Here is a 23,765-nt window from a genome sequence, read left to right as displayed (position 1 = left end):
TTTCATTATGTTATGATAATTATACCCCGATGACCATAGAATTACAATTACATCGACAGGCTGCTCCTGTTTCTTTTCGCTAATTATTTTTTATTCTATCCGCAGCATCCGATAGCCTATTCCAACATGAGTCTGTATATATGAAACATCACTCTTTTCTGTTTCCAGTTTCTTTCTCAAAGTCGCCATAAACACACGAAGAGAAGCTACATCACTCTCTGCGCTTCTGCTCCAGATCTGCTGCGTGATATATGTATGCGTCAGTACCTTACCTACATTACGCGACAAAAGGCACAAAAGTTTATATTCAATAGGGGTCAGATGCAGTTCTTCACCTCTCAGATAAGTACAACCGGCCGTATAATCAATTTTCAGTTCACCATTGGTAAAAGTCGATTCTTCCTGCATCTCGCCTGTCTGGAGCAGTGCAAGTCGTCTCTGCGTGACGCGTATCCGTGCAAGAAGTTCCTCGACTGAAAATGGTTTCGTTATATAATCATCTGCGCCTGCATCCAGCGCTTCTATCTTATCTGTGTCTTCGTTTCTTGCACTTATAACAATAATCGGCATATTTGACCACATTCTGATTTTTTTGATCACTTCCACTCCCTCTATATCCGGCAAGCCCAGGTCAAGCAAAACAATATCCGGATTATGTGAGGAAGCCTCCAGAATGGCAGAGGTACCATTCTCTGCTTCCAGATATTTATAATCATGTGTCTTTAATGCTGTTATGATCAGGTTTCGTATCGGACGATCATCTTCAACAATCAGAATCGAATTTTTATTCATTTAATATCACCTCGCTTAATGGCAGAGTAAACGTAAAAATACATCCTCTCGGAATATTATCTGTCAGCACCAGAGTTCCCCCGTGTGCTTCAATAATTGACCGGCAAAGGGCAAGGCCAAGACCAAGACTTCGATGACTGTCAGCGATTGTATTATTGCCTGTGTAGAACATTTCAAATATATGCGATTTTACTTCATCTGAAATACCTGGTCCGTTATCAGCTACACTGATCTGTGCTTTACCATCCTTCTTTATTCCTCTGATGCATATCTTTGAGCCCGGCAGTGTATATTTTATTGCATTATCAATCAGATTTACAAGAACCTGGATTATAAGCCGCACATCCATATGTACGAGAATGAATTCTTCACATTCTACGTCAATCTGATAATCCTCATGTTTTCGGCTGATGTGGCGCAATGATTCTGCAATGACTTCGTCCAGAAGCTGATCTGTAAATTTAATCTTTAATCTTCCATCGTTCAGTCTCGTGATAGACAGCAGATTTTCCACAACATCAATCAGCCAGTCTGCATCATCATAAATATCTGAATAAATTTGACGTTTTGTTGCCTCATCCAGACAGCTTCCATTGTTTAACAGCATATCTGCATTTCCGGATATCGAACAAAGAGGTGTTCGAAGATCATGTGAAATCGCACGCAAAAGATCCGCACGAAGCTGTTCATTTTTAGCAAATACTGCATTTTTTTCTTTTTCTATTGCATTATGTGAATTTTCCATCGTAAGTGCACATTCATTAAGAACAGAAATCAGAATGCTATTCTCATAAGAATCCAGTTTTTTCTTCTGCAATGGAATTCCAATTACACCATATACATTGTCTCCACTTTTAATAACAAAGTATAAACATCTGGCACTGCTGAAATGATTCGTTGTTGCACCTGCATTCTGCCTATTCTCATATGCCCACCTGGCTACATACTGTTCTTCTGATGTCAGAAGTTCTCCCTGCCTTCCACTTTCGTCATTATGAAAAAACAGACTGCCGCCGGACAGTTCTCCGTTTTCTTCAATATACGCAACAATATTACAGTTTAACAGACGCACCAGTTGTTTACAGGTAACACAAAGGATATCTCTTCTGTCTTTTACCTGTTGGAGTAGACGGTTTGTATCAAATAAAATCTGTGTGCAAAAAGCCTGCTGTGCCGATAACCTTGCATGCTCTTTTAGTTTTGCCGCAAGTGTTCCTGTCAGTACGGATGAGATAAGCATGATCAGAAATGTCACAGGATAACCAACTGCATATGTCTGAAATGACATTCTTGGTTCTGTAAGAAAAAAGCAAAAAAGAACGACACTTAAAAACGAACCGGCCAGACTGCAAAGATATCCATCTGTTAAAATTGAGGTGAGCAATACTCCAAGGATATATATGGTAACTATATTCGCATCTGTGAAATACAGTTTCTGAAATATCAGTCCAATCAGTGTACAGCCAATAAATATTGAAACTGTCAGAATATAATCTTTTACTGATGGTGTTTCAATATGGAGCTTAAACTTCTGCTTCTGACCGGTTTCCGGCATAACTGTACCCGGAATAACATGCATGTATGCATTCTTTTTTCTTCCTTTTGAACTCATCTCGACTTTTTTTAATAACTGCAGATTTGAACGTTCATCAGAAAGTTCTTTTCGGCTTTCCTTAATAAAGCATCCCAGTTTTGACACCATAAAAAGTCCCAGCCCAAATATTACACATACAATCAATATCAGAGTTCCCTTTTCCATTATCATCACCCACTATCTTCAGATATGAAAACATTTTTGAATTGTTTTATAATCACCCAGTACCAGAAGTGTACTCCCATCATTCAGAACTGTATCAGCTGATATTGCCACACCGATTTCGCCGCCTTCATTTTTGACTGCCAGAATATTTATATTATGTTTCTTTCTTATGTCAAGTTCACCTATGGTTTTTCCAATCCACTCATACGGTATTTCTACTTCAAAGATTGCATGAGATGCATCGACTTCCATATAATCAAGGATATGATCATCCGCATAACGAATGGATGCCCATTTTGCCACCTGTTTTTCAGGATAAACCACCTTATCTGCACCATTTCGCAAAAGGAATTTTTCATGGACATCCCGTTCCGCTCTGGAAATTACCAGTCTGGCTCCCAGTTCCTTTAGTAAAGAAGTCGTCTCAAGCGAATTCTGAAAACTACCTCCAATCGTCACAAAACAGATATCATAATTTCCGATTCCCAGAGATTTCAGAAATTCAGCATCTGTGCTGTCTCCAATCTGAGCATTGGTAACAAACGGAAGAACTTTCTCTACTCTTTCCTCATTCAGATCTACCGCCATAATCTCATGTCCCATCTGATTAAGCTGCATTGCAATGTGTTTTCCAAATCTTCCAAGTCCAATAATTAAAATATTCTTCATAAAAAAGCTCCTTTAACCCACTGTGATTTTTTCCATTGGCATTCTTGCATTATTATTATTTTTTCCTGAAAATACTGCATAGATCAGTGTCAGTCCACCCACGCGCCCCAGGTACATAAGTACAATCAATATCAGTCGTGATATTATATGTAGATCGGGCGTAACACCCAGAGTCAGTCCTACCGTTCCTATAGCTGAAGCTGCCTCATAAAAACAGGTTAGCACAGGTAAGCCTTCATAAGCACTGATTATGATCCCGCCTCCAAAGAACAGCATCAGGTACAGCATAGCAATTGTTGCCGCATTTTTTATCACCTGAACATCAAATCTTCTTCCAAAAGCACCTGCATCTTCACGGCTTCTGAATGTAGCAAATGCATTCAGGATCAGTACTGCAAAAGTTGTTGTCTTCATACCTCCCGCTGTGGAACTTGGTGATCCTCCGATCAGCATCAGCAATATCATAACCGACTTTCCTGCTTCTGTCATCAACGGGAGATCTGCAGTATTAAACCCGGCTGTTCTCGTTGTAACTGACTGAAATATTGAATACAGCAGACGTTTTTTAAACAGAAACTCTCCAAAATCATTGGCAAAAAATAAAATTGCCGGCAATATAATAAGAAGAACAGTTGTTATCAGAATCACCTTGCTCTGCATACGATAACGTCTGAAATTTAATTTATTTTTATAAAAGTCTTCCCAGGTAAGAAATCCGATACCTCCGATTATAATCAGAAGCATGATCACCATATTCAGCCATATATTATCGCCATATCCTGAAAGAGATACAAACCTGTGCCCTTCTGTTCCCAGTATGTCAAACCCGGCATTGCAAAATGCAGATACTGAATGAAATACGGACATCCAGATTCCCCTCCGCCCAAAATCATGGCAAAATACCGGGAGAAGTAAAATTGCTCCAATCGCCTCAACCAAAAAAGTTCCTCTCAGTATGAATTTTGTCAACCGGACAATTCCGCCTACCTGCGGTGCCGATATTGCGCTCTGCATAGTGCTGCGCTGCATAAGAGATATTTTTCTTCCGGAAAGCATAAATGCAGCGACAGCAACTGTCACTACTCCCAGCCCACCTGTCTGTATAAGTATAAGAATAACTGTCTGACCAAATCCGGACCAGTAGCTGCCTGTGTCCTGTACAACAAGCCCCGTCACACAAACTGCAGAAGTTGAAGTAAAAAGTGCTTCGTCAAATGGAGTTACGATTCCATCTGCAGACGAGACCGGAAGCATCAGAAGAAGCGTTCCCAAAAGAATCACTCCTGCAAACCCTAATATGATCATCTGAAATGACGTCAGATGTTTTTTTCTGTGAAAATTCTCCTGCATAAATGTATGGCTCCTTTTTTAATATTTTGCACATGCAGATTTTAATCTTTTTATTCCAGTCTTATTATATATATAACTCCTCAAAGATTGTATAAAATTATCGGAATCAATATTAAGATTTTATAAAGAAAATAAATAGACGACACTGTGAAACGACAAAACTGATCTGTACCGAAAAGGAGAAGTCTGAAAGATATTTTCAAACTTCTCCCTTTATAATTATGTCTTAAAAGATTATATCAATAAAGAAAACAACATCACAACTATTCTTCCGGCAGTCACCTTACGGAACGCAGGACGGTCTCGACAACCTGATCGTTCCCTCTGTTTTCACCTGCAAAGATCACCATGTCAATCTGTGTCGCATCTTTCTGGTCAATAAACACGATTCCGTAAAGGCTGTCTGTCGAGCAGAAAACACATGGAATTCCATTGATCTCTGCTTCTTTTTCCAGTTTGAATCCCTGCTCGTTGATCTGTTCTTTCAACACATCCATCATTGTCATGTTATTATCGGCAAGCTCCTGCTCAATCTCTTTCCTCGTCTCTTCATTGTCAGGCTCCGTTGCCATCGCCATACAGATATAGGCTTTGTCTTCAGATACAGAAATATATTTCACACCACCTGCAATGTCTTCTTCGTCCGGCTGGCAGGCATCCCATTCTGTCGGAATATACAGTTCAAACAAATCTTCTACCTTTGTCCATATACCATCGTATCCGGCTTTCGTTTCATCAAAAGAACTTACTTCATCTGTCGGCTCCACATGACGCATGCATACATGATCTTTTACATAATCAATTTCCGAGAAAAGCTGCTGATATTCCTCGCTGATGCTTTCATCTTCCATATATCCCTGCACATCTGTCGGAAATGTCAGGAAATAATTCATCACAGACTCCTCGCCGAATCCTACATAATAATAGGACGGCAGCTCTGTGAAATCACTGTTTACGGAATAAGATAAGGAAAAAAGTTTCCCGCCAACTGTCCCATAATTTTCCTGCCATTTTTCTTTGCTCGCCTTATGATAAAAAGTAACACTGGTGTCCTGTGCCTGCACCGCAACCTTTCCCTTCCAGTCTGCTGGGAGTGTCACAGCAACCTCTTCAAAATAGTAGATCTGCGAGCCGTCATCCATTGTATCATTTACAAAAGTCAGCAGATTCTGCGTATCGACCGCCGCAAAAGCCGTCACCGGAGTCAGAGAAGTGGTCATCAGCACCATTCCCATACCAGCTGCTGCCAGTGTTTTTTTCCAGTTCTTTTTCATTATTTCTTTCCTACTTTTCATCCTTCATTATAAATCATGCCTTATTCGATCTCGTCATCACGAATCGGTAATACCATATTTTCCAATGCATACCGAAGTTTTGGATGATGAATCACAAAATGGATCGCCGGAGCCCGGTTCTTCGATATCATGCACCATTTTCCCTCAAAACAAGTGATCTGGATATTGTGAAAACCTTTTATCTTTGTCAGATTGAACTGATAGTTTTCGTTTGCTTTCGCATAGTCCCGGCCTGCCTTTATACATGCCAGATACTCTTCATAGGTCAGGTGGATATCTTTTTCCAGAAAACACTCTGCAATCGGAAGCACCGGCGGATATTTTTCATACTCCGCTTCAGAAAGCACTGATACTTCATCCTCTACTACACTGTGCTTCAAAGTCGTCACCAGACATGTTACAGATTTTTTATAGCATTCCAAAATCACAGTTTTTTCATTCAGCACAACATGATTGCGTTCCAAAATATCTTCCAGCAGTTTTTCCGGCAGAACGCCCAGATCCGGAACCGCCAGTACACGTCTCCGACGACCTTCTTTCCCGGCATTTTCAATCAGAGCAGCATACAGTTCTTTTTTGCGCTCTTCCCTGTAAATATCCATCAGTGGATGTGCTTTTTTCAAAAGATATTCCATATTTTTCTGACTGATTAATACTTCCTCTTTGCGGCTGGTCAGATAATAATGTGCCAGATCATGATGCCCGCTGATGCAGTCACCTGTCATCGCCACCTGCCCGGAACAATAATGCAGATGAGAATAGATACGATTCTGTACACCTTTCAGATAATATGGTGAAATCTGCCCGGTCATATAAAGCGGCACCCAATTTTCCAGACCGAGCATCATATCTTTCATCGGACGTTCCACATCGTGGATGATATGGATATGCAGCCCCTTTTTGAGAACCATCGCAAGACCGAACATGTATTTTTTTGCAAAATCCTCGTCTGCAGCCATATCTTCTACCGGCATGTCACTGCATATGTACAAGGCCTTCATTGATTTTGAAAGCACGGTATGCTTCAGAAAATCCAGTTCCCCCTCGCGCATTTCTTTCAATCCATAATAATGTCTCGAAACAGGAAGCTGAAACGGTACTTTCGGCACCTTGAAACTGTCAAAATGAATGGCACGTATATAATCATCCAGATTAAAAGAATCCACTTTACGCAGAAAACCAGATACATAATCAACGTCTTCCGGTTTTAAAGAACTCAGCCACTCCCTCAGTTTTTTCCTGTATAGAGAACTGTCTGTAATTTCGTCTTCATTGCATTGAATAAGATATGTCACCTTTTTCCGATCCTGCTCATCCTTGTAATTAGATGCAACATACTCGCAGATTTTTTCGATAAACTGCTGATGATGTGCCGGATTGCGCTTGCCCGTCCTTATCTTCGACAGGTACGAGGGATCATAATGCAAAAATGCCGCAATTCTGGAAATATTGATATCCAGTTCTCTCAGCAGAATGTCGAGTTTCTGGTTGTTAAATGCCGGTTCGTCCCGATTATCCTCCAGACTTTCACGCAGTGTCTGCAAAACTTTGTCCGCCTTAAAATCCCGGATGCCTTTTTCTGCTGCAGTCTTGATGATTCCATCGGACAATTTCTTTAAATATTCACTGTCAGCTGAAGGTGCACGCTCACCTTTGCGGTACCGGCTGATAACCGTTTCGGATATTTTGCTGTTACGCGCCAGCTCTTTTCCATTGCAGCGGATCTGTATGATATAGTTATTCAGACATTCCTGAAAATTCATCTTCTCCATCCCCTTCCGAATCATTCCCATATTTCCTGCTTACAGTATAAAGGATTTTCGGCAAATGCTCAAAAAATTACCACCTTTGTCTATGACAGATATGGCAATACTTTTGAGCATCAACAGAAACTTTGTTATACTGATTTTACCAATACTCAGAAGGAGGATACAACAATGAAAAAGTTTAAGAAAACATTAGTAAGTCTTGTTATGGTACTTCTGTTAGCATTCACAATTGTCCCTTCAACGAATGTAACAGTTCAGGCCGCTTCCGTCGGAAAAGTGACAGGATTAAAAGCAGTCTACACCAAAGGCCAAACACGACTTACATGGAAAAGAGCATCCAGAGCCAGAGCATATGAAATCTATCGCTCAACCAACGGTCAGAAATATCAGAAGGTAAAAACTGTCAGAGGACTTTCCTGGCAGGATACAAAGAAAGGAGAGCTCTGGTACAAAGTACGTGCTGTCAATGGGCGACAGAGAGGTCGTTTCAGCAATGTCGCATCCATTTATACGATCGGAGGCCGCATTTCATTGCGAAAAACAGGGAATTCTTTTCTGAGCGCCGGAACCAGCATATTTGCTCTGGAAATCTGGAATTATGCATCGAAAAAGCCAGCTTTCATAGGATGCAGCAATAACGGCAGAAAAATGACTAATTTTCCGATATACGTTTATAATAAGAAAAAGCGCAGATATGAAAAATCATTAACAAATGAACCTTACTATCATGGAGCACTTTCATCTTCCGCAGGAGAAACAGATCTGAAAACCAGTATTCTGCACAGGGGAAAAGGGAATTATATTGTTTATGTTGCCGGTCTTGGAATGATTTATCCATATGTAAATGCTTACGATAACGGTAATATTTATACGTATTATATCTACATGTATTTTAAAATCGGATCAAGAACATATCGTTTTCGAGTAAGCTCTAATTCGTCATATTACAAAGATTATCATGTACAGCGTATAAGATAGATTTTGGCTAAAATTAAGGAGAAGTCCGAAAAAGACTTCTCCTTTGCTATTGTTTTATTATTGTTTTATTATTCTTTTTCATACAGAAATTCTTCCGGCAGACTTACCTTGAAATCTTTTGCCAGTGCACGGAAATTATCTGGCTGGATTGTCTGCAGTTTGTGCGGTGTCATAGAGAGGATCTTTACAAGGATCTCTGCTGATTTCTCAACAGTATGAAGCAGGCCAAATGTCAGGTCAAAATCCTCTCCGGAACAGAACATTCCATGATGTGCCCAGATTACAACATCATATTTTTTCATAAGTTCCGCTGTTTTTACAGCAATTTCTCTTCCGCCCGGAACCATCCAGCCGACAACTCCAACACCGTCCGGAAATACGACCGGACACTCGGTTGCGGATTCCCAGAGTTCTCTGGTAAACACTTTGTCATCCAGTGGGAGCACAAATGTCAGTGCAATCGTGTTTGTGGTATGCGCATGGTAAATAACACGATGCTTTCCATTAGTAAGTTTTTTCTTTACTTCATGATTCATCAGATGCGTCGGAAGCTCACTTGTCGGTCTTCCTCCCTCTACCAGCCCCCAACGGATACGGTAATTGCAGCCAGTCTCATCCAGTTCGATAATTGCAAGACATACTTCCGGGTCAACAATGATATTTCTGAAATATTTACCACTTCCTGTCACAAGGAAAAATTCGCCCGCCAGTCCCGGTACTTCAGTTCCGATCGGTGTCCATTCTCCCGGTGCGTTCAGACGCGGACGGATCATTTCGACTTCCTCTGCCTTCAGACGATAGCTTAAGTTACCACCGTTTCTCTCATGCCATCCCTGCAGATAACCGTCATTCGCCATCTTGATAAAACCCTGTACAAATTTTGACTCTAAGATCCTCATAATAAAATTCCTCCGATTTCGTCCATAAATGGGCAGTTTTGTTGTGTTGTGGTTTTATGTTGTTTATTCTCTTGATTTATGTTGTTTCTCTTTGTTTTCATTTGCATTATATATGGTTTCTTGTGGTTTGTAAAGACCTTTTTGAAAAAAACTTCAAAAAACCACATCCGTATCACTCTGCATATAAATCGAATATATTTTTTTATGATGGATTTCTATGATTACATCTGCCAGATGTGTTTCTCTCATATACGTTGAGGACAATATTAATAATGTAATATTATTTTTCCTCAACTGAAAAATTAAATCTGTAATGAATGCGCGTGACTGATAATCACTCTCAACAAACGGACTACATATAACCGCCAGCTTTGGGTGTATAAATATCACATGCTGATAGAGTAAGTGATATTTTTCTTCTTTAGAAAGTTCTGCGAGATACTTGCAGGCTACTACATTGCCCAGTTCCTTTTTTGCCTCTGTAAATAACAGTTTCTGTATATTTTTTCTTACAAATTTCTGTCCACTCTTTTTTTCAATACCCTGGGTCAGATTTTCCATATAACTAAGGTCCATGTACGGCATCGTCCTGTATGCATTGGCAAGAATAAAGGAGATACCATACGGGTAAATTTCTTTCCTGGGATATCGTTCCAGAAGTACTCCATTAAATCGCACCTCGCCGAGGTATGTAGCTCCTTTGCGTTGCAGAAGAGCCATAATATTATCCTGTACCTTGCGATTTGCCAGCAGAACAATACACTGACCTTCATATAGTTTGAACGAAATGTCCTTTATATCTTCCGTGTATACATTTCTAAATTCCAAAACAGAATTTTTCATATTTATCTGATGAGTGGTGTGTGCTCTTTCCAGACCGTTCATATCTGCTGCTATACATCTCCAAAGTTCCTGTTCATCCGGATGTTTTTCTCTCGTCAGATATTTTATATTCGTTCCGTCTCTCATTAATATTGTAAAATCTGCAAATCCTATAATTTCACTGTAATCATTTCCGATCATCAGAAACGTCACTCCCTTTTTACGGAATTTCTGAATAATCCCACGTACCTTTTTATATTCACGTTCCGTAAGAAAGTTTGACAGACCAACCATAACAATCATAGCAGCTTCCGCTGTAACAGCACGCAAAATCTCAATAATACACCTGTCAGCGTTTGAAATATTTTCACAGTTTTTGCTCTCCGGAAGATCTATATTTAATTCTGACTTTATCCATAAAAACCGGCTTCGTTCCTTTTTGCTGGAAATTACAAGTCCATGTCTTTCTCTTCTTGGCGTGACAAATATATTATCAATCGTCGATAATCCCTTAAACAGACGATTATTGTAGTCTATAATGGAAATGTTATTAGGCGCAGACTCACAATAATCCTGATTATGAACCAACTTTCCTCTTACATAGATTTTCCCGGTGATATTATCTCTCGTATTTGTTTGTAACAAATTCAGCAAAACCTCAATTCCGGTATCATTTACCGCAACCATTCCAGCCATTTGCCCCTCATATATTGAAAAGCTCAGATTTTTAACATCTGATTGTAATGCATTATAACTTGTCACATTTTCAAAGCGTACCAGTTCCTTTTCCACTTTGACCTCCCACATCTTCTTTATCAATGCGTAGTTTTTTCTCCAGATCATCAGGTGTCAGCACTACCGGAAGTTTTATATGTACGTCTGTCCCAATACCATAAATACTGTTCAACCAGATGCCATACTCTTCTCCAAACAACAGCTTAATTCTTTGGTTTACATTCCGTATCGCAATTCCACCACTCTTTTCGGATTTTTCATATCCATAATTCTCACTGTCAGTCCACAAACGATTATTAATCTCAGATAATTCTGTATCTTTGATTCCAATTCCATCATCACTGATCATAATATCCAGATTTTGCTTTGTATAACTAATTGAAATCGTCACCTGACCAGCACCTAACTTCTGTTCGATTCCATGATAAATCGCATTTTCCACAACTGGCTGCATAATCAGTTTCGGTATATAAAGTCTCAGAATATTTTTGTCCTCTTCATCATACGTTATCTGAATTCCGATTTTATTTCCGAATCGATAGTGTTGGATCGTAAAATAGTTCTGGATATTTTCCAGCTCATCCTCTATCTGCACCAGATAATCCAAATTAGAAATCGTATAGCGGAAAAAGGTTGCAAGCGCTTCTGCCATTGTACCGGCATTCACTGCTCCGTTTATAATAGCTTCACTTCGAATCGTTTCCAGAGTATTATACAGGAAATGCGGATTGATCTGATTCTGCAGTGCCAGAATCTGTGCTTCTCTTTTAGATGCAAGAAATAAATTTCTGTTTTCGTCTTTGTTATTGATCATAAACTCATAGAGCTTTCCTTCTTCCGGCGAATGAAACATATATAATTTTCGAAGATATTTATTCTCATGATTCAACAAAAAATTCTTTATATACACGTCCTGTTTATTCAGCAACATTAAAACAACACTGAGAATTACGATTTCCGCTAATAATACTGCCAAAATCAGCACCGACACCTGCAAAATAAAACAAAGAGCCAGCAAAACAACATTTATCATAATCAATACTGAAAAAATATAATTCGTGTATATTACTTTTTTCTTATTATCCATAAATCTTCCTATACTGGCTTGGCTTTACTTCTGTATATTTTTTGAAGTTCTTTGTAAAACTCTTAACATCAGAATACCCTACGGCCGCTGCTATACTTTCTATGGTTTCTCTCGTATTTTTGAGAAGTTCTTTTGATTTTTCAATACGTGATTCCATGACATAATCACTGAACGTAATTCCACATTCCTGTTTGAATCGAACACTGAAATGCGCGCTGCTGTAACCTACATATTCGCTGACTTCCTGTATTGTCAGATTTCCCGCCAGATTATTTCGAATATATTCTTTCGCATCGCGAATAGGCTTCGATCCACTTAGTGCACGTTTATGTCGGTACTCACTTAAGGACTGTTCCAGCGTCCCACTGAGTAATTCCTGAATTTCTCCTAATGAAATACAATTTTCGATGGATTTCATAAAATCTTTCAGAAGATTATCATCCTCATCCAGTGTATAGTTATTTTTTTGCATGGAAAGCAGATATGAATTCACCAATGCTTTTGCAGACTGCTCGATCTGATATCCATTAATTTCTTTGTCTTTGCTTAATGCTGTTCCCCACTCCTGAATAATATCGCTGATTCTTTTATCGTCCAGATTTTCTACCACATTCTCCAATTCCCTGACTGTATGCAAAAAATAGTCTTTGTAGTCCTGAACAACTATTTTTTCTTTTCCTTCAATAATCCTGTCTGTCCCCACCAGAATACGGTCTTTTATCGCAAGATATGCTGTTTCGTACGATTTTCCCACTTCTACCAGACAATTTACGCGCTTCCCCAGTCCAATTGTAAGATGCAGTTTCTTGAACACATCTTTCTGAAGAAGCATCTGATTTAAAAGACGATGAATCTGTGATTCTATTTCTGCATATTCATTTTCATAATTAAACAAAAAGATATATGTTCCATTATCAAGCATTGTTCCCTGCATTTCCTGCATAACAGGTGCAAAAGCAAATGACAGACTCTGTTGGATTTTTTCATACAGAAAACTGCTTTCTGTCTTTTCTTCAAAATTCAAACCATCCGCTTTTACGATCACAATTGTAAAAAAGCCGGGAATAAATTCGTATTTATACTGCTCATTTAATGTATTCATATCTTTTGTTAAAACATCGAATCCCTTCCCATGTGCAATTTCCATAATCAGTTGTTCTCTGTACAATCGTCGATTCTGCTGTTCCAGTGTCCATGCTTTTTTCACCTGACTGTACATCTGATTATTTTTGTCAATGCGGCTTTTTATACGCAATAAAGCTTTTGTCAGTTCTTCCGCCTTTACCGGTTTTAAGAGATAATCACTCACTCCATAATGGATAGCATTCTGTGCATAGTCAAACTGACTGTATCCACTGATAATAATGAACTGAATGTCAGAATTGTACTCTTTACCAATTCTGATCACATCTACACCATTGTACCCGGGCATACGTATATCGGTTATGACAATATCCGGCATTTCATTTTTTATTATTTTAATAGTTTCTCTGCCGTCATGTGCTACGGCAATTACCGACATCCCCAGAGATTCCCAGTCTATAAGTCTGAAAATCAGCTCACATATCCTTAACTCATCATCTGCAATCAGTACTTTTATCATTTGTACGTTTCCCCTCTCCTGCATAAACTATGACTTTCTCCATTTGGTTGCTTACAATGACATTTTTACTTTTTGTTCATAACAATCCCCTTTATTTTACATGTTTTCGCTCAATTTGCAAACAACAAAATCCGGATTGCATATACCAACCCGGATTTTGGAAAAAGTTTTTCATACAATACACCTGAATATCAATTGTCAGAAAATCAATTGAGAACTTTAACTTTTTTCTTAAGTTTAATATACTGAAGACTGTCAATAACAACTGCCAGGATAAGAACCAGACCTTTGATCATCTTCTGCATAAAAGGATTGAATCCCAGAAGTGACATACCATTACTAAGAACACCGATAATAAGGATACCACAGAACGCTTTAATTACACTTCCTTTTCCACCGTTCAGACTTACACCACCAAGAACGCATCCGGTAAGAACGTCCATCTCATAACCTTCACCTGCACTCGGCTGTCCACTTCCAATTCGGCCAAGCATTACAATTCCGGCAATACCAACCAGGAATCCACACATAGTATACGCCATAATTCGGAATTTATCGGAACTGATACCTGAAAGATCTGCTGTTTCTTCGTTACTTCCTACTGCATATAAGCTGCGTCCGATATACATTTTAGAAACAAAGAACTGTCCAAGGATTACAATCACAACCATCAAAAGTGCAGATACAGGAATGACTTTAAACAAATATGTCTGTCCAATCCATGTCAGTGATGCAGGAATGCCATAAACCGGTTTTCCCTCACAGATAGAATATGTAAATCCATAGAGGAAAATCTGCATTCCAAGTGTCATGATAAGCGGTGGAACTTTAATTTTTGCAATGATCACACCATCGATAAATCCCAATGCAGTAGCAACCAGTACTGCAAGAATTAATGCAATCGCTACACTGAAGCCCCTCTCTGTTACAAACTTACTGATCAGTACTACAACCAGAGAAATAACAGAACCCATGGAAAGCTCGATGCCACCGCCTCCGGAAACAAGTACCAGGGTCATACCAACGGAAAGTATTGCCATGATCGCTACCTGTTTGGAAATGTTAATAATGTTGGCACCCGTCAGAAATGTAGGTGTTGCAAAAGAAAAAATTGCAACCATTACCAGTAAGATTAAAAGAACTCCATATTCATCATAAAACTTTTTAAATGTTAATTTTTGTTTCATAAGCTAAAACCCCCTGTGATCTATATAGTTAGCTGAAATTATAAGCCGGAAGAATACTGCATAACTATTTCCTGACTAAATTCACCTTTAGAAATTTCACCTGCACTGACACCCTCATGCAGAATAAGTATTCGATCAGACATTCCGAGAAGTTCCTCCATCTCTGAGGAAACAATAACAATTGCAATTCCCGCCTCTGCCAGCTCAGCAAGTAATTTATAAATTTCCTGTTTTGCACCTACATCGACACCTCGTGTAGGTTCATCCATAAAAATTACTTTACAGTCTGCTGCAAGCCATTTTGCAAGAACAATTTTTTGCTGATTACCTCCGCTTAGTGTACTTGCTTTTGTATCTATACTCGGTGCTTTGATTCTCAGATCTTCCCATTCTTTTGTCGCAATTTTTCGTTCTTTTATCTTATTGATAACTCCCAAATTTGAAATTCTCTTCAATATTGGTAATGAAGTATTGTAACATATGCTGTAATCCAGAAGCAATCCCTGTCGTTTTCTATCCTCAGTTACAAATCCGATTCCCAGTTTTACCGCATCTTCCGGACGATTAATCTTAACTTTCTTTCCTTCCAGATAGATTTCTCCTGCATAACGAAGATCTGCTCCATAAATTGCTCTGAGAAGTTCTGTTCTTCCAGCTCCTACCAAACCTCCGATTCCAAGGATTTCACCTGCTCTTACTTTAAAAGAGATATTCTGTACTTTTTCAGAATAAATGTTTTTTGCTTCAAATATAACATCTCCAACCTTTCCTGATTTTTCAGGATATTCATAGGAAAGTTCACGGCCTACCATCGCTTTGATAAGTTTAGGTGTATCAAAATCTTCGATAGGTCCTGTCGTGATCAGTTTACCATCTCGCAATACTGTAATTCTGTCTCCAATCTTAAAAAGTTCCGGCAATCTATGAGAAATATAGATGATAACATATCCCTTTTTTTTCAGCTTCATAACAATATCGAGAAGTTTATCTACTTCGTCTTCGGTAAGAGGAGCTGTCGGTTCATCCAGAATCAGTACTTTAATATCTTTTGCCAGTGCTTTCCCTATTTCTACAAACTGCATATATGAAACCGTCAGATATTTTACAATTTCTCCGGTATCGATTTCTATATTCATTTTTTTAAAAACTTCATCTGCCCGTTTTTTCAGCTTTTTCAGATTAAATAATTTTGAGTCTGCATGCTGCTCGCCCAAATACATATTTTCTGCTACTGTAAGATCTTCCGCCAGATTAAATTCCTGATAAACAACTTCTATTCCCAGATCTTTTGATAATTTGGGGGTCATTGCGTTGTATTCTTTTCCTTCAAAACTGATAACACCAGAATCCGGCTGGTCGGCTCCGGATATCATCTTAATAAAAGTCGATTTACCCGCGCCATTTTCTCCTACAAGACAATGCACTTCGCCTTCCATAAAATCTATTGAAACATTATCCAGAGCCTGTACTCCCGGATATTGTTTGGAAATATTTCTTAATGATAAAACAACTTTCTTATCAGCCATAAGCGTTCTCCATATCTATCCAGTAAAGTGATTCTCCGACCATACGAAGTATGTGTCGGAGAATCCTGTTCATTAATCAAGTCAACAATTTTTATTACTTAACATATAATGTCGGATGGGAAATCCAATCTTCTTCTGCATTTTCGGAAGTGACAGAAACCATAGGAAGAATAACACTATCTGTTTCAACACCGTCAAGCTGTTTTACACATGCAAGAAGTGCCATTGCGCCACCATCGTAAACATCAAGACCAACATCTCCTCTGAGGATAGATCCCTCAGCAACCATGTCAATTGCATCGTTTACACCATCATTACCAAACATACCAAAGTTTTCATCTTTCAGATCTTTGCCTGCTGCCTGCCATGCCTGTGCATATCCAAGAAGACATGTATCATTTGTAGCTAATACACCTTTCAGATTCGGGAATGCCTGTGTCCATGCTTCACATGCTTTTACACCATCTTCTGTTACAAGGCCTTCCTGTTCGTCAACAAGTTTGATTCGTGGATCTTTTTCTGCAATTGCAGCTTCAATACCTGCAAGTCTTGCCTGCTGATATTCGAATTCATGATGCCACAGAACACCAAATTCCAGATCGCCTGTTTCATCCGGGAACTGTTCTAATGTCCATTCTGCTGCCATGGTACCTACGCGATATCCAATCTGATAGTTGTCGCAGAGGAAGGATAATGGATAGAGACATGCCTCTCCTGTTGAAGGATCAATGATATTATCATCATATGCGCAGATAACAATGCCTTTTTCGATAGCTTCATTTACAACTGTTGCAAAAGCCTGTTTATCAAATGCATGAATAATAATGGCATCATAGCCCTGTGCGATCATGTTTTCTACATTGGCAACCTGTGCTGCAACGTCATTATTTGCTACCATACAGGTATACTCAACGCCGATTTTTTCTGCTTCATCAGCCATACCTTCTGACATGGTGTTCCAAACAGCTACGTCCATACTCTCAAGGGCAAAACCAACTTTGTATTTTTCTTTTGCTGTGTACTCATCTTCCAGTACAGATACATCATCGGTTCCCTTCACTTCTGCCGGAACTGCGTCAGAATAGTCCGTTACATCCGCGTACACGGTTCCTGCCATAGCACCTAATGCCATCATCCCTGCCATGAATCCTGCCATCACTTTTTTCTTCATTATTTGTCCTCCTTTTTTTATGCCAAACCGTATTTGGCTAATTTTTCTTTTTCGTACTGAAGCAGATATGCTGCTTCTTTATCACGATATTCCGGTGACATATCTGGTTCCAGATCTCTCCACAGAGCAACTGCATTTCCTACTTCTCCGCCAGTAGCAATAAATGGTTCAGACACGATTCTACCTGTATAGTGAATATCACCAAGTGCTTTAAAGATTTCATCAAAATCAATGTGACCTCTGCCCGGGCATCTGCGGTTGTTATCTCCTGTGTGGAAGTTAACAAGTTTATCTCCTGCAAGATGAATAGCTTCACTGAAGCTGCTTTCTTCGATATTCATATGATATGTGTCCAGAAGGATTCCAATGTTCGGAGAATTAACTGCATTTACATAATCCAACGCTTCCTGTGCTGTATTGATAAGACATCCTTCAAAACGGTTTACCGCTTCTACGCAATATGTAATGTCGTTATCAGCAGCAACTTTTACGAGCTCTCTCATGGATTTCAATGAATTTTCAAGAAGAGGTTTCTTGCCTTCTACCGGATCTACATCTGTACAGCCCCATCCCTGATAACTTACACCGGAGATTACTTTGCCGCCCATATATCCTACTCGCTCAACAATATTTTTCAGATATTCTACACCACGAAGTCTTGTAGCTTCATCTCTGCTTGAGATATCATAATATGGATCCAGACCAAGGCTATATGTAAGTTCAATCCCCAGATCTGCTGCTGCTTTTTTCATTTCATCCATGTGCTCATTTGTCATCTCGAGTAACGGCTGTGCCTGAAATTCAAGGATATCAAAACCGATATCTTTTACTTTTTTCATATATTTGATATGGTCAACATCCCAACTGTTTTCCCAAAAATTTATAAAAATACCCAATTTATTCATTTTTGCCACTCCTTTTATCTTTTACGGAATCAATGCCACCTTAAATGCTGCCGGATCCTTCTCTGCAACTTCAAATGCTTTTTCCCAGTCAGTGAGTGCAAATCTGTGTGACAGTATTCCATTTGTTTTCATCGTTCCATTTACCATGCCTTTGATTACTGCATTATAGCAATGTCCGGACAGATGTGAACCAACTACATCCATGTGCTTTGTATCGCCAATTACGTTCCAGTCTGCGGTAACATCTTTCGCAAATACACCAAACTGCACATATCTTCCCATATTTCGTACTAGATTCAATCCCTGCGGTACACTCGCCGGACTTCCTGATGCTTCAATATATACGTCGCATCCATATCCGTCTGTTAAGGAATTAATAATTTCCTGAACATTTTCTTTTGCAGGATTAATGACCAGATCAGCTCCAAATTCTTTCGCTTTGTCCAGTCTTTCCTGTCTGAGATCGAGTCCGATTACCATTTTAGGAGAATGTGTCTGTGCTGCACAGATCATTGCCAGCCCAATGGTTCCAAGTCCGCTGATAACAACGATATCTTCATATCCGATGTTCCCACGTTCCACTGCATGCATGCCACAGGCATATGGCTCAACCAGCGTTGCCTGATCATCTGTCAGTTCATCCGGAAGTTTATGAATCACACTGTTTTTAGGAAGCTTCATATATTCTGCAAAGCCGCCTTCTGCCTCATGCTTAAATCCGAAAATTCGATGTGGCTGACACATCCAGTAATTTCCCTGTCTGCAGAACTTGCACTCTCCACATGGTAAAATCTGTTCTGCAAGGATTCTGTCGCCGATTTCTACCTTCGTTACGTTTTTGCCTTTCTCTGCAACTACACCGTGGAATTCATGACCGCCAATGCAAGGAGCTTCAATGTATGCTGTTTCAGGGCTGATTCCCCATACTCGCTGTCCGCCATGATATGTTTTGACATCCCCGGAGCAGACACCGCATCCTTTTACACGAATGAGAATATCATCATCTCCGATTTCCGGAATTGCTACTTCATCAATCCTGAAATCATAAGGTGCGTACATTCTCAGCGCCTTCATAGTTCCTTTCATTTCACGCCTCCTTATATATTTAATCCATTTTAATTACTGATTTCACTATATTGGCTTTGTCTGCAATACTCCTATTCATTGCTTCTTCTACATTGTCAAACTCAAATACATCTGTTACGATTCCTTTAAGATTGATAAGACCACTTGCGACAGCCTTGATTGCCATTGGATAAATATGACGATATCTGAAAACTGATTTTATGGTGATTTCTTTGTCACAAATCAGTCCCATATTCAGATTCATGTATCCTGATCCGCTATATGCTACCTGCACCAGTGTACCGGCGCGTACCAGCATTTCCAGCCCCTGATTTGCACACAGCTCCACTCCGGAAGCCTCTACAACAATGTCTACTCCTCTGCCTTCTGTCAGTTTCTGGATTTCCTCTACCGGATTTTTTTCCTTACTGTTGATTACTCCGGTTGCACCGAGTTCCATTGCTTTATCAAGTCGTTTATCCATAATGTCTGTTACGTACACCTGAGTAACTCCGAATGCTTTTAATGACATCATCGCGCACAATCCAATGCATCCTGCACCTGTAACAACAGCTGTTTTTCCAAGAGAGGCACCTGCCTGATTTGCTGCATGCATACCAACTGCCAGAGGCTCGATCAGTGCACCTTCCATTGTGCTCACATTTTCCGGAAGTTTAAAACACAGATCTGCTTCATGAGCTACATATTCCTGAAATACTCCATCAACCGGAGGTGTTGCAAAGAACTGTACATCCGGACATAAGTTATATTTTCCGCTTCTGCAGAATTCACAATGTCCACATGTCTTTCCAGGTTCCAGAGCTACACGGTCGCCTATCTTAAGATGTTTAACATCCCTTCCTGTTTCTACAACTACACCACCTGATTCATGGCCCAGTACAAATGGTGGTTTTACGATATATCCTCCGATTCTTCCATTTTCATAATAATGCATATCGGATCCGCAAATTCCTACGCAGTCAATTTTTACAAGGACTTCATTATCTGCCGGAGCAGGTATTGGTCGTTCTTCCCACCCCATTTTCATTTTGTCCAACATGACCGCAACCTTCATATTTTCTTTCACTGTCGCGTCCCCTTTCTTTATTTGTTGATTAAATTCTATCAATGACGGGCTTTTTAAACAAGGTGGGGACAATTTGAAAAAGGGGGGCGTTGATTCGATTTTCATATTTCGACAATCATATATATAAAGGGTTTACACATCACTTAAATACCGTTACAATGAAATACGTAAAAATAAAAAGGAGAACCACGAAATGGAATTACAGAATGGAAGACCGGAAAATGTAAATGACCGTCTGGACAAGGAGATTCGTGTCTATGACTTTTTAGATAAACTCAGCGTTACTTACCAGCGTGTTGACCACGAAGCCGCCATGACCATGGAAGCCTGTGAAGAAATTGACCGCACACTCGGTGATGATACCGCTATCTGCAAGAACCTGTTTCTGTGCAACCGTCAGGAAACAAACTTTTATCTGCTCCTGATGCCGGGCGACAAACCCTTTAAGACAAAGGATCTTTCCGCTCAGATCGGCTCGGCACGTTTATCCTTTGCAAAACCGGAATATATGGAAAAATATCTCGACATCACCCCGGGCTCTGTCAGCGTCCTTGGCCTGATGAACGACCGCGAAAAGAAAGTTCAGCTTCTGATCGATGAAGATGTTCTGAAGGATCCTTATTTCGGCTGCCACCCATGCATCAATACATCCAGTCTGAAATTTACCACAAAGGATTTTACAGAAAAGATTATTCCTGCACTTGAACATGAACCGATCATTGTAAATCTGCCCGTCTCTGAAGTATAATTTCAAGACGAATATTCGCAGATATATCAAATAAAAACTGAATCTGGAGATGTTTTCGATGAAAAAAGAGTTGAATTTTGCAAAATTGCTTTTAGAAACGCTCATTTTGACCGGTGCTGTGGCAATCATTGCTGCTGCCGTTTATTTTTTCCTCGTACCGAGCCATGCTTCTGTCAGCAGTATTTCCGGTCTTGGAATTGTTCTTTCCAACTTCATCCCACTGCCCCTCTCTGCGATTACCATGATCCTGAATGTTGTTCTTCTGATCATTGGTTTTATCACATGTGGGAAAGAATTTGGAGTAAAGACCGTTTACACAAGTATCATACTTCCTGTCTTTCTCGGAATTTTTGAAAAAGTTTTTCCGAATTTTACTTCCATGACCGACAGTCAGGAACTGGACGTGCTGTGCTATGTCCTTGTTGTCAGCATTGGTCTGAGTATTCTTTTTAACAGAAATGCTTCGTCAGGCGGGCTTGATATCGTAGCAAAGATTATGAATAAATATCTGCATATGGAACTCGGCAAAGCAATGTCACTCTCCGGCATGTGTGTTGCACTGTCCGCTGCACTTGTTTATGACAAAAAGACCGTCGTACTGAGTATTCTTGGTACATATTTTAATGGAATTGTGCTGGATCACTTTATTTTTGACCACAACATCAAGCGGCGTGTCTGCATTATTACAAAAAAAGAAGAAGAACTGCGAAATTTCATTATCCACGATCTTCACAGCGGAGCCACCGTTTATGAAGCATACGGTGCTTACAATATGCAGAAGCGAAATGAGATCATTACGATCGTAGACAAAACCGAATATCAGAAGCTGATGAATTATATCAATCATGAAGACCCACAGGCATTCATCACTGTGTACAATGTATCTGATATGAGATATCAGCCTAAAGTATAAATCAGCGTAGGCGCCACCGGTGCCTCCTCGACAGGAAATGTAAAACTCCGCCAGAACAGGTAGTTACGTACCCGAACTGGCGGAGTTTTATTATTTGTTATTTTTTGCGGCGTTTGAGGCAGATTCCTCCACCGATCACTGCAATCGCAGCAATAAGAAGAACTACAAAAATTCCAATCGGTGTGTTATCACCGGTTTTTACTGCTTTTGTGGATGTTGCGTTAGATGAGGTTGTGGTTGTTTTATCTTTGTCCTTGTCTTTATCCTTATCTTTATCCTTATCTTTATCCTTATCTTTGTCTTCATCCTGTTCCTGATTGGTAATGGTTACTTTTGCGGAAGTATTGCTCTCATCAAATGTAACTTCCTCATTCTCCAGCGATACATCATATTTAAAGGTTTCTGCATCGATAACCGGTTTTCCATCCTTATCAACCTCTGTCACATAGAAAGTCTTGGATGTTCCCTGTGCAATGGATACTTTAATCTGTGCTGTCACACTGGAGCTGCCATTCAGATTCAGTGGAATAATATTCTGAGACACATTCTCTGAAAGTTTTGTACATTCTTCATCATCAAAAATACCTGCATAGAATGTCTCATCGCTGTTCTTTGCCTTACCTGTGCTGTCCTTAAACAGTTTGGTAATGCTCAAAACACCCTCTTTGTAGAAACCATCAGGGAATTTCATAAAGCGGTTGTCAAAGTAAACTGCTTTACTTCCGTTCGGAGTTTCTACGGTAACTTTGTTGCCATCTGTGAAGAGTGCTACATATTTTGTTCCTGCAACAACGCCGCTCAGATAACGAACGCCGTCTTTTGTACATTCACCTACATAATATGTCTTGTTCGGTTCCACGCCCTCAAATGTAACTGTTTCAGAAGTGGAATTCTTAAATGTAAGTGCTTTAATTTCGGATGCAAGTTTTGTGCAGTTCTCATCTTCATAAAGTGCTACGTAGAAAGTCTGATCCACTGCATAAATGTTCTCACCTGCAACTGTCTTCAGGTTCTTGGTTACAGAAATGGATGCGGATGTATCTTTCTTCTCATCCTTCATGGTAACTTTGTTGCCTGTAACTGCATCTGTTGTTTCGCTTGTTACCTTGCCTTCATTATCAATTGTAAACTTGATGCTTGCGGCGATGTTGTATCCATCCGGAGCTGCTGTCTCAGAAAGGATGTAGGTTCCGGCTGTAAGTTTCACTGTATGTGTCTTAACTGTTCCGTCTTCGTTCTTTCCATCATCACCGGATTTCCACTTGATTGCTTCAAATGTGTCATCATTATCTTTGGTGATCTGAAGGAATGCACCTTCGAGTTCAGTGTTGGTGGTAAGGTCAACTTTGCTGATCTCGATGTCTTTTTCTATCAGGACATCCACCATCGTAAGCCTGATCTTTCC

Annotated in this window: 20 protein-coding genes; 3 read left to right on the top strand and 17 right to left on the bottom strand. The window is 39.7% G+C overall.

The genetic code is table 11. From position 1 onward, the window contains the following. Positions 1–90: 90 nt before the first annotated feature. From DWW86_RS15490 to DWW86_RS15465, 6 genes are all read right to left on the bottom strand, one after another. Positions 91–792 (bottom strand): response regulator, encoded by a 702-nt coding sequence (locus DWW86_RS15490; RefSeq protein WP_117943916.1) that lies wholly within the window; start codon positions 790–792, stop codon positions 91–93. Next, complete coding sequence (locus tag DWW86_RS15485; protein WP_353652729.1) at positions 785–2,551, bottom strand: ATP-binding protein; 1,767 nt, start codon at positions 2,549–2,551, stop codon at positions 785–787. Before DWW86_RS15485 ends, DWW86_RS15490 begins: the two co-directional genes overlap by 8 nt. An 18-nt stretch (positions 2,552–2,569) precedes the next feature. Beyond that, positions 2,570–3,220 (bottom strand): potassium channel family protein, encoded by a 651-nt coding sequence (locus DWW86_RS15480; protein WP_072522310.1) that lies wholly within the window; start codon positions 3,218–3,220, stop codon positions 2,570–2,572. Positions 3,221–3,232: 12 nt separating this feature from the next. Further along, complete coding sequence (locus DWW86_RS15475) at positions 3,233–4,570, bottom strand: TrkH family potassium uptake protein (protein WP_072522311.1); 1,338 nt, start codon at positions 4,568–4,570, stop codon at positions 3,233–3,235. A 278-nt stretch (positions 4,571–4,848) separates the two neighbouring features. Then, complete coding sequence (locus DWW86_RS15470; protein WP_117943913.1) at positions 4,849–5,844, bottom strand: hypothetical protein; 996 nt, start codon at positions 5,842–5,844, stop codon at positions 4,849–4,851. Positions 5,845–5,885: 41 nt separating this feature from the next. After that, on the bottom strand, positions 5,886–7,628 hold the full coding sequence (locus DWW86_RS15465; protein ID WP_147338120.1) for a helix-turn-helix domain-containing protein: 1,743 nt from the start codon (positions 7,626–7,628) through the stop codon (positions 5,886–5,888). 174 nt (positions 7,629–7,802) lie between these two features. Between DWW86_RS15465 and DWW86_RS15460 the strand changes: the two genes are divergently transcribed. Continuing rightward, positions 7,803–8,612: a hypothetical protein gene (locus tag DWW86_RS15460; RefSeq protein ID WP_117943909.1), complete on the top strand. Its 810-nt coding sequence runs from the start codon at positions 7,803–7,805 to the stop codon at positions 8,610–8,612. Positions 8,613–8,680: 68 nt separating this feature from the next. Here DWW86_RS15460 and rhaD read toward each other — a convergent pair whose 3' ends face one another. The 10 genes from rhaD to DWW86_RS15410 all read right to left on the bottom strand — a co-directional run bounded on the left by rhaD (position 8,681) and on the right by DWW86_RS15410 (position 20,699). Beyond that, positions 8,681–9,511, bottom strand: a complete 831-nt coding sequence (gene rhaD, locus DWW86_RS15455; protein WP_015541647.1) for a rhamnulose-1-phosphate aldolase — start codon at positions 9,509–9,511, stop codon at positions 8,681–8,683. Positions 9,512–9,664: 153 nt separating this feature from the next. Continuing rightward, on the bottom strand, positions 9,665–11,125 hold the full coding sequence (locus tag DWW86_RS15450; RefSeq protein WP_072522316.1) for an ATP-binding cassette domain-containing protein: 1,461 nt from the start codon (positions 11,123–11,125) through the stop codon (positions 9,665–9,667). Next, positions 11,100–12,155 (bottom strand): sensor histidine kinase, encoded by a 1,056-nt coding sequence (locus DWW86_RS15445; RefSeq protein ID WP_117943907.1) that lies wholly within the window; start codon positions 12,153–12,155, stop codon positions 11,100–11,102. Before DWW86_RS15445 ends, DWW86_RS15450 begins: the two co-directional genes overlap by 26 nt. Beyond that, positions 12,148–13,758, bottom strand: a complete 1,611-nt coding sequence (locus tag DWW86_RS15440) for a response regulator transcription factor (RefSeq protein WP_181985376.1) — start codon at positions 13,756–13,758, stop codon at positions 12,148–12,150. Before DWW86_RS15440 ends, DWW86_RS15445 begins: the two co-directional genes overlap by 8 nt. A 206-nt stretch (positions 13,759–13,964) precedes the next feature. Then, positions 13,965–14,945: an ABC transporter permease gene (locus DWW86_RS15435; RefSeq protein ID WP_072522319.1), complete on the bottom strand. Its 981-nt coding sequence runs from the start codon at positions 14,943–14,945 to the stop codon at positions 13,965–13,967. A 38-nt stretch (positions 14,946–14,983) separates the two neighbouring features. Then, positions 14,984–16,471 carry a sugar ABC transporter ATP-binding protein gene (locus DWW86_RS15430; RefSeq protein WP_117943902.1) on the bottom strand — a complete coding sequence of 496 codons (1,488 nt, stop codon included), beginning with the start codon at positions 16,469–16,471 and terminating at the stop codon, positions 14,984–14,986. Between the two features lie 94 nt (positions 16,472–16,565). Beyond that, positions 16,566–17,642: a sugar ABC transporter substrate-binding protein gene (locus DWW86_RS15425; protein WP_072522321.1), complete on the bottom strand. Its 1,077-nt coding sequence runs from the start codon at positions 17,640–17,642 to the stop codon at positions 16,566–16,568. Positions 17,643–17,659: 17 nt separating this feature from the next. After that, on the bottom strand, positions 17,660–18,547 hold the full coding sequence (locus tag DWW86_RS15420; RefSeq protein WP_072522322.1) for a D-psicose 3-epimerase: 888 nt from the start codon (positions 18,545–18,547) through the stop codon (positions 17,660–17,662). A gap of 21 nt (positions 18,548–18,568) precedes the next feature. Further along, positions 18,569–19,633: an alcohol dehydrogenase catalytic domain-containing protein gene (locus DWW86_RS15415; RefSeq protein WP_072522323.1), complete on the bottom strand. Its 1,065-nt coding sequence runs from the start codon at positions 19,631–19,633 to the stop codon at positions 18,569–18,571. Positions 19,634–19,652: 19 nt separating this feature from the next. Next, complete coding sequence (locus DWW86_RS15410) at positions 19,653–20,699, bottom strand: NAD(P)-dependent alcohol dehydrogenase (protein WP_072522324.1); 1,047 nt, start codon at positions 20,697–20,699, stop codon at positions 19,653–19,655. 193 nt (positions 20,700–20,892) lie between these two features. Between DWW86_RS15410 and DWW86_RS15405 the strand changes: the two genes are divergently transcribed. Together DWW86_RS15405 and DWW86_RS15400 are read left to right on the top strand one after the other, a co-directional pair. Continuing rightward, a complete protein-coding gene (locus DWW86_RS15405) occupies positions 20,893–21,447 on the top strand; it encodes a prolyl-tRNA synthetase associated domain-containing protein (RefSeq protein ID WP_117943900.1) in 555 nt (184 codons plus the stop codon). A 58-nt stretch (positions 21,448–21,505) separates the two neighbouring features. Then, positions 21,506–22,360, top strand: coding sequence for a YitT family protein (locus DWW86_RS15400; protein ID WP_072522326.1), 855 nt, complete (start codon positions 21,506–21,508; stop codon positions 22,358–22,360). Between the two features lie 97 nt (positions 22,361–22,457). On the opposite strand, the gene DWW86_RS17195 is transcribed toward DWW86_RS15400, so the two are convergent. Continuing rightward, positions 22,458–23,765 (bottom strand): SpaA isopeptide-forming pilin-related protein (locus tag DWW86_RS17195; RefSeq protein WP_286187742.1); only part of this gene is annotated, 1,308 nt, incomplete at its 5' end.

This window comes from Ruminococcus sp. AF17-22AC (assembly GCF_003460065.1).
Lineage (GTDB): Bacteria > Bacillota > Clostridia > Lachnospirales > Lachnospiraceae > Blautia_A.
The sequence above is the reverse complement of the archived record's forward strand: the minus strand, read 5'-3'. Positions and strand labels throughout refer to the sequence as shown.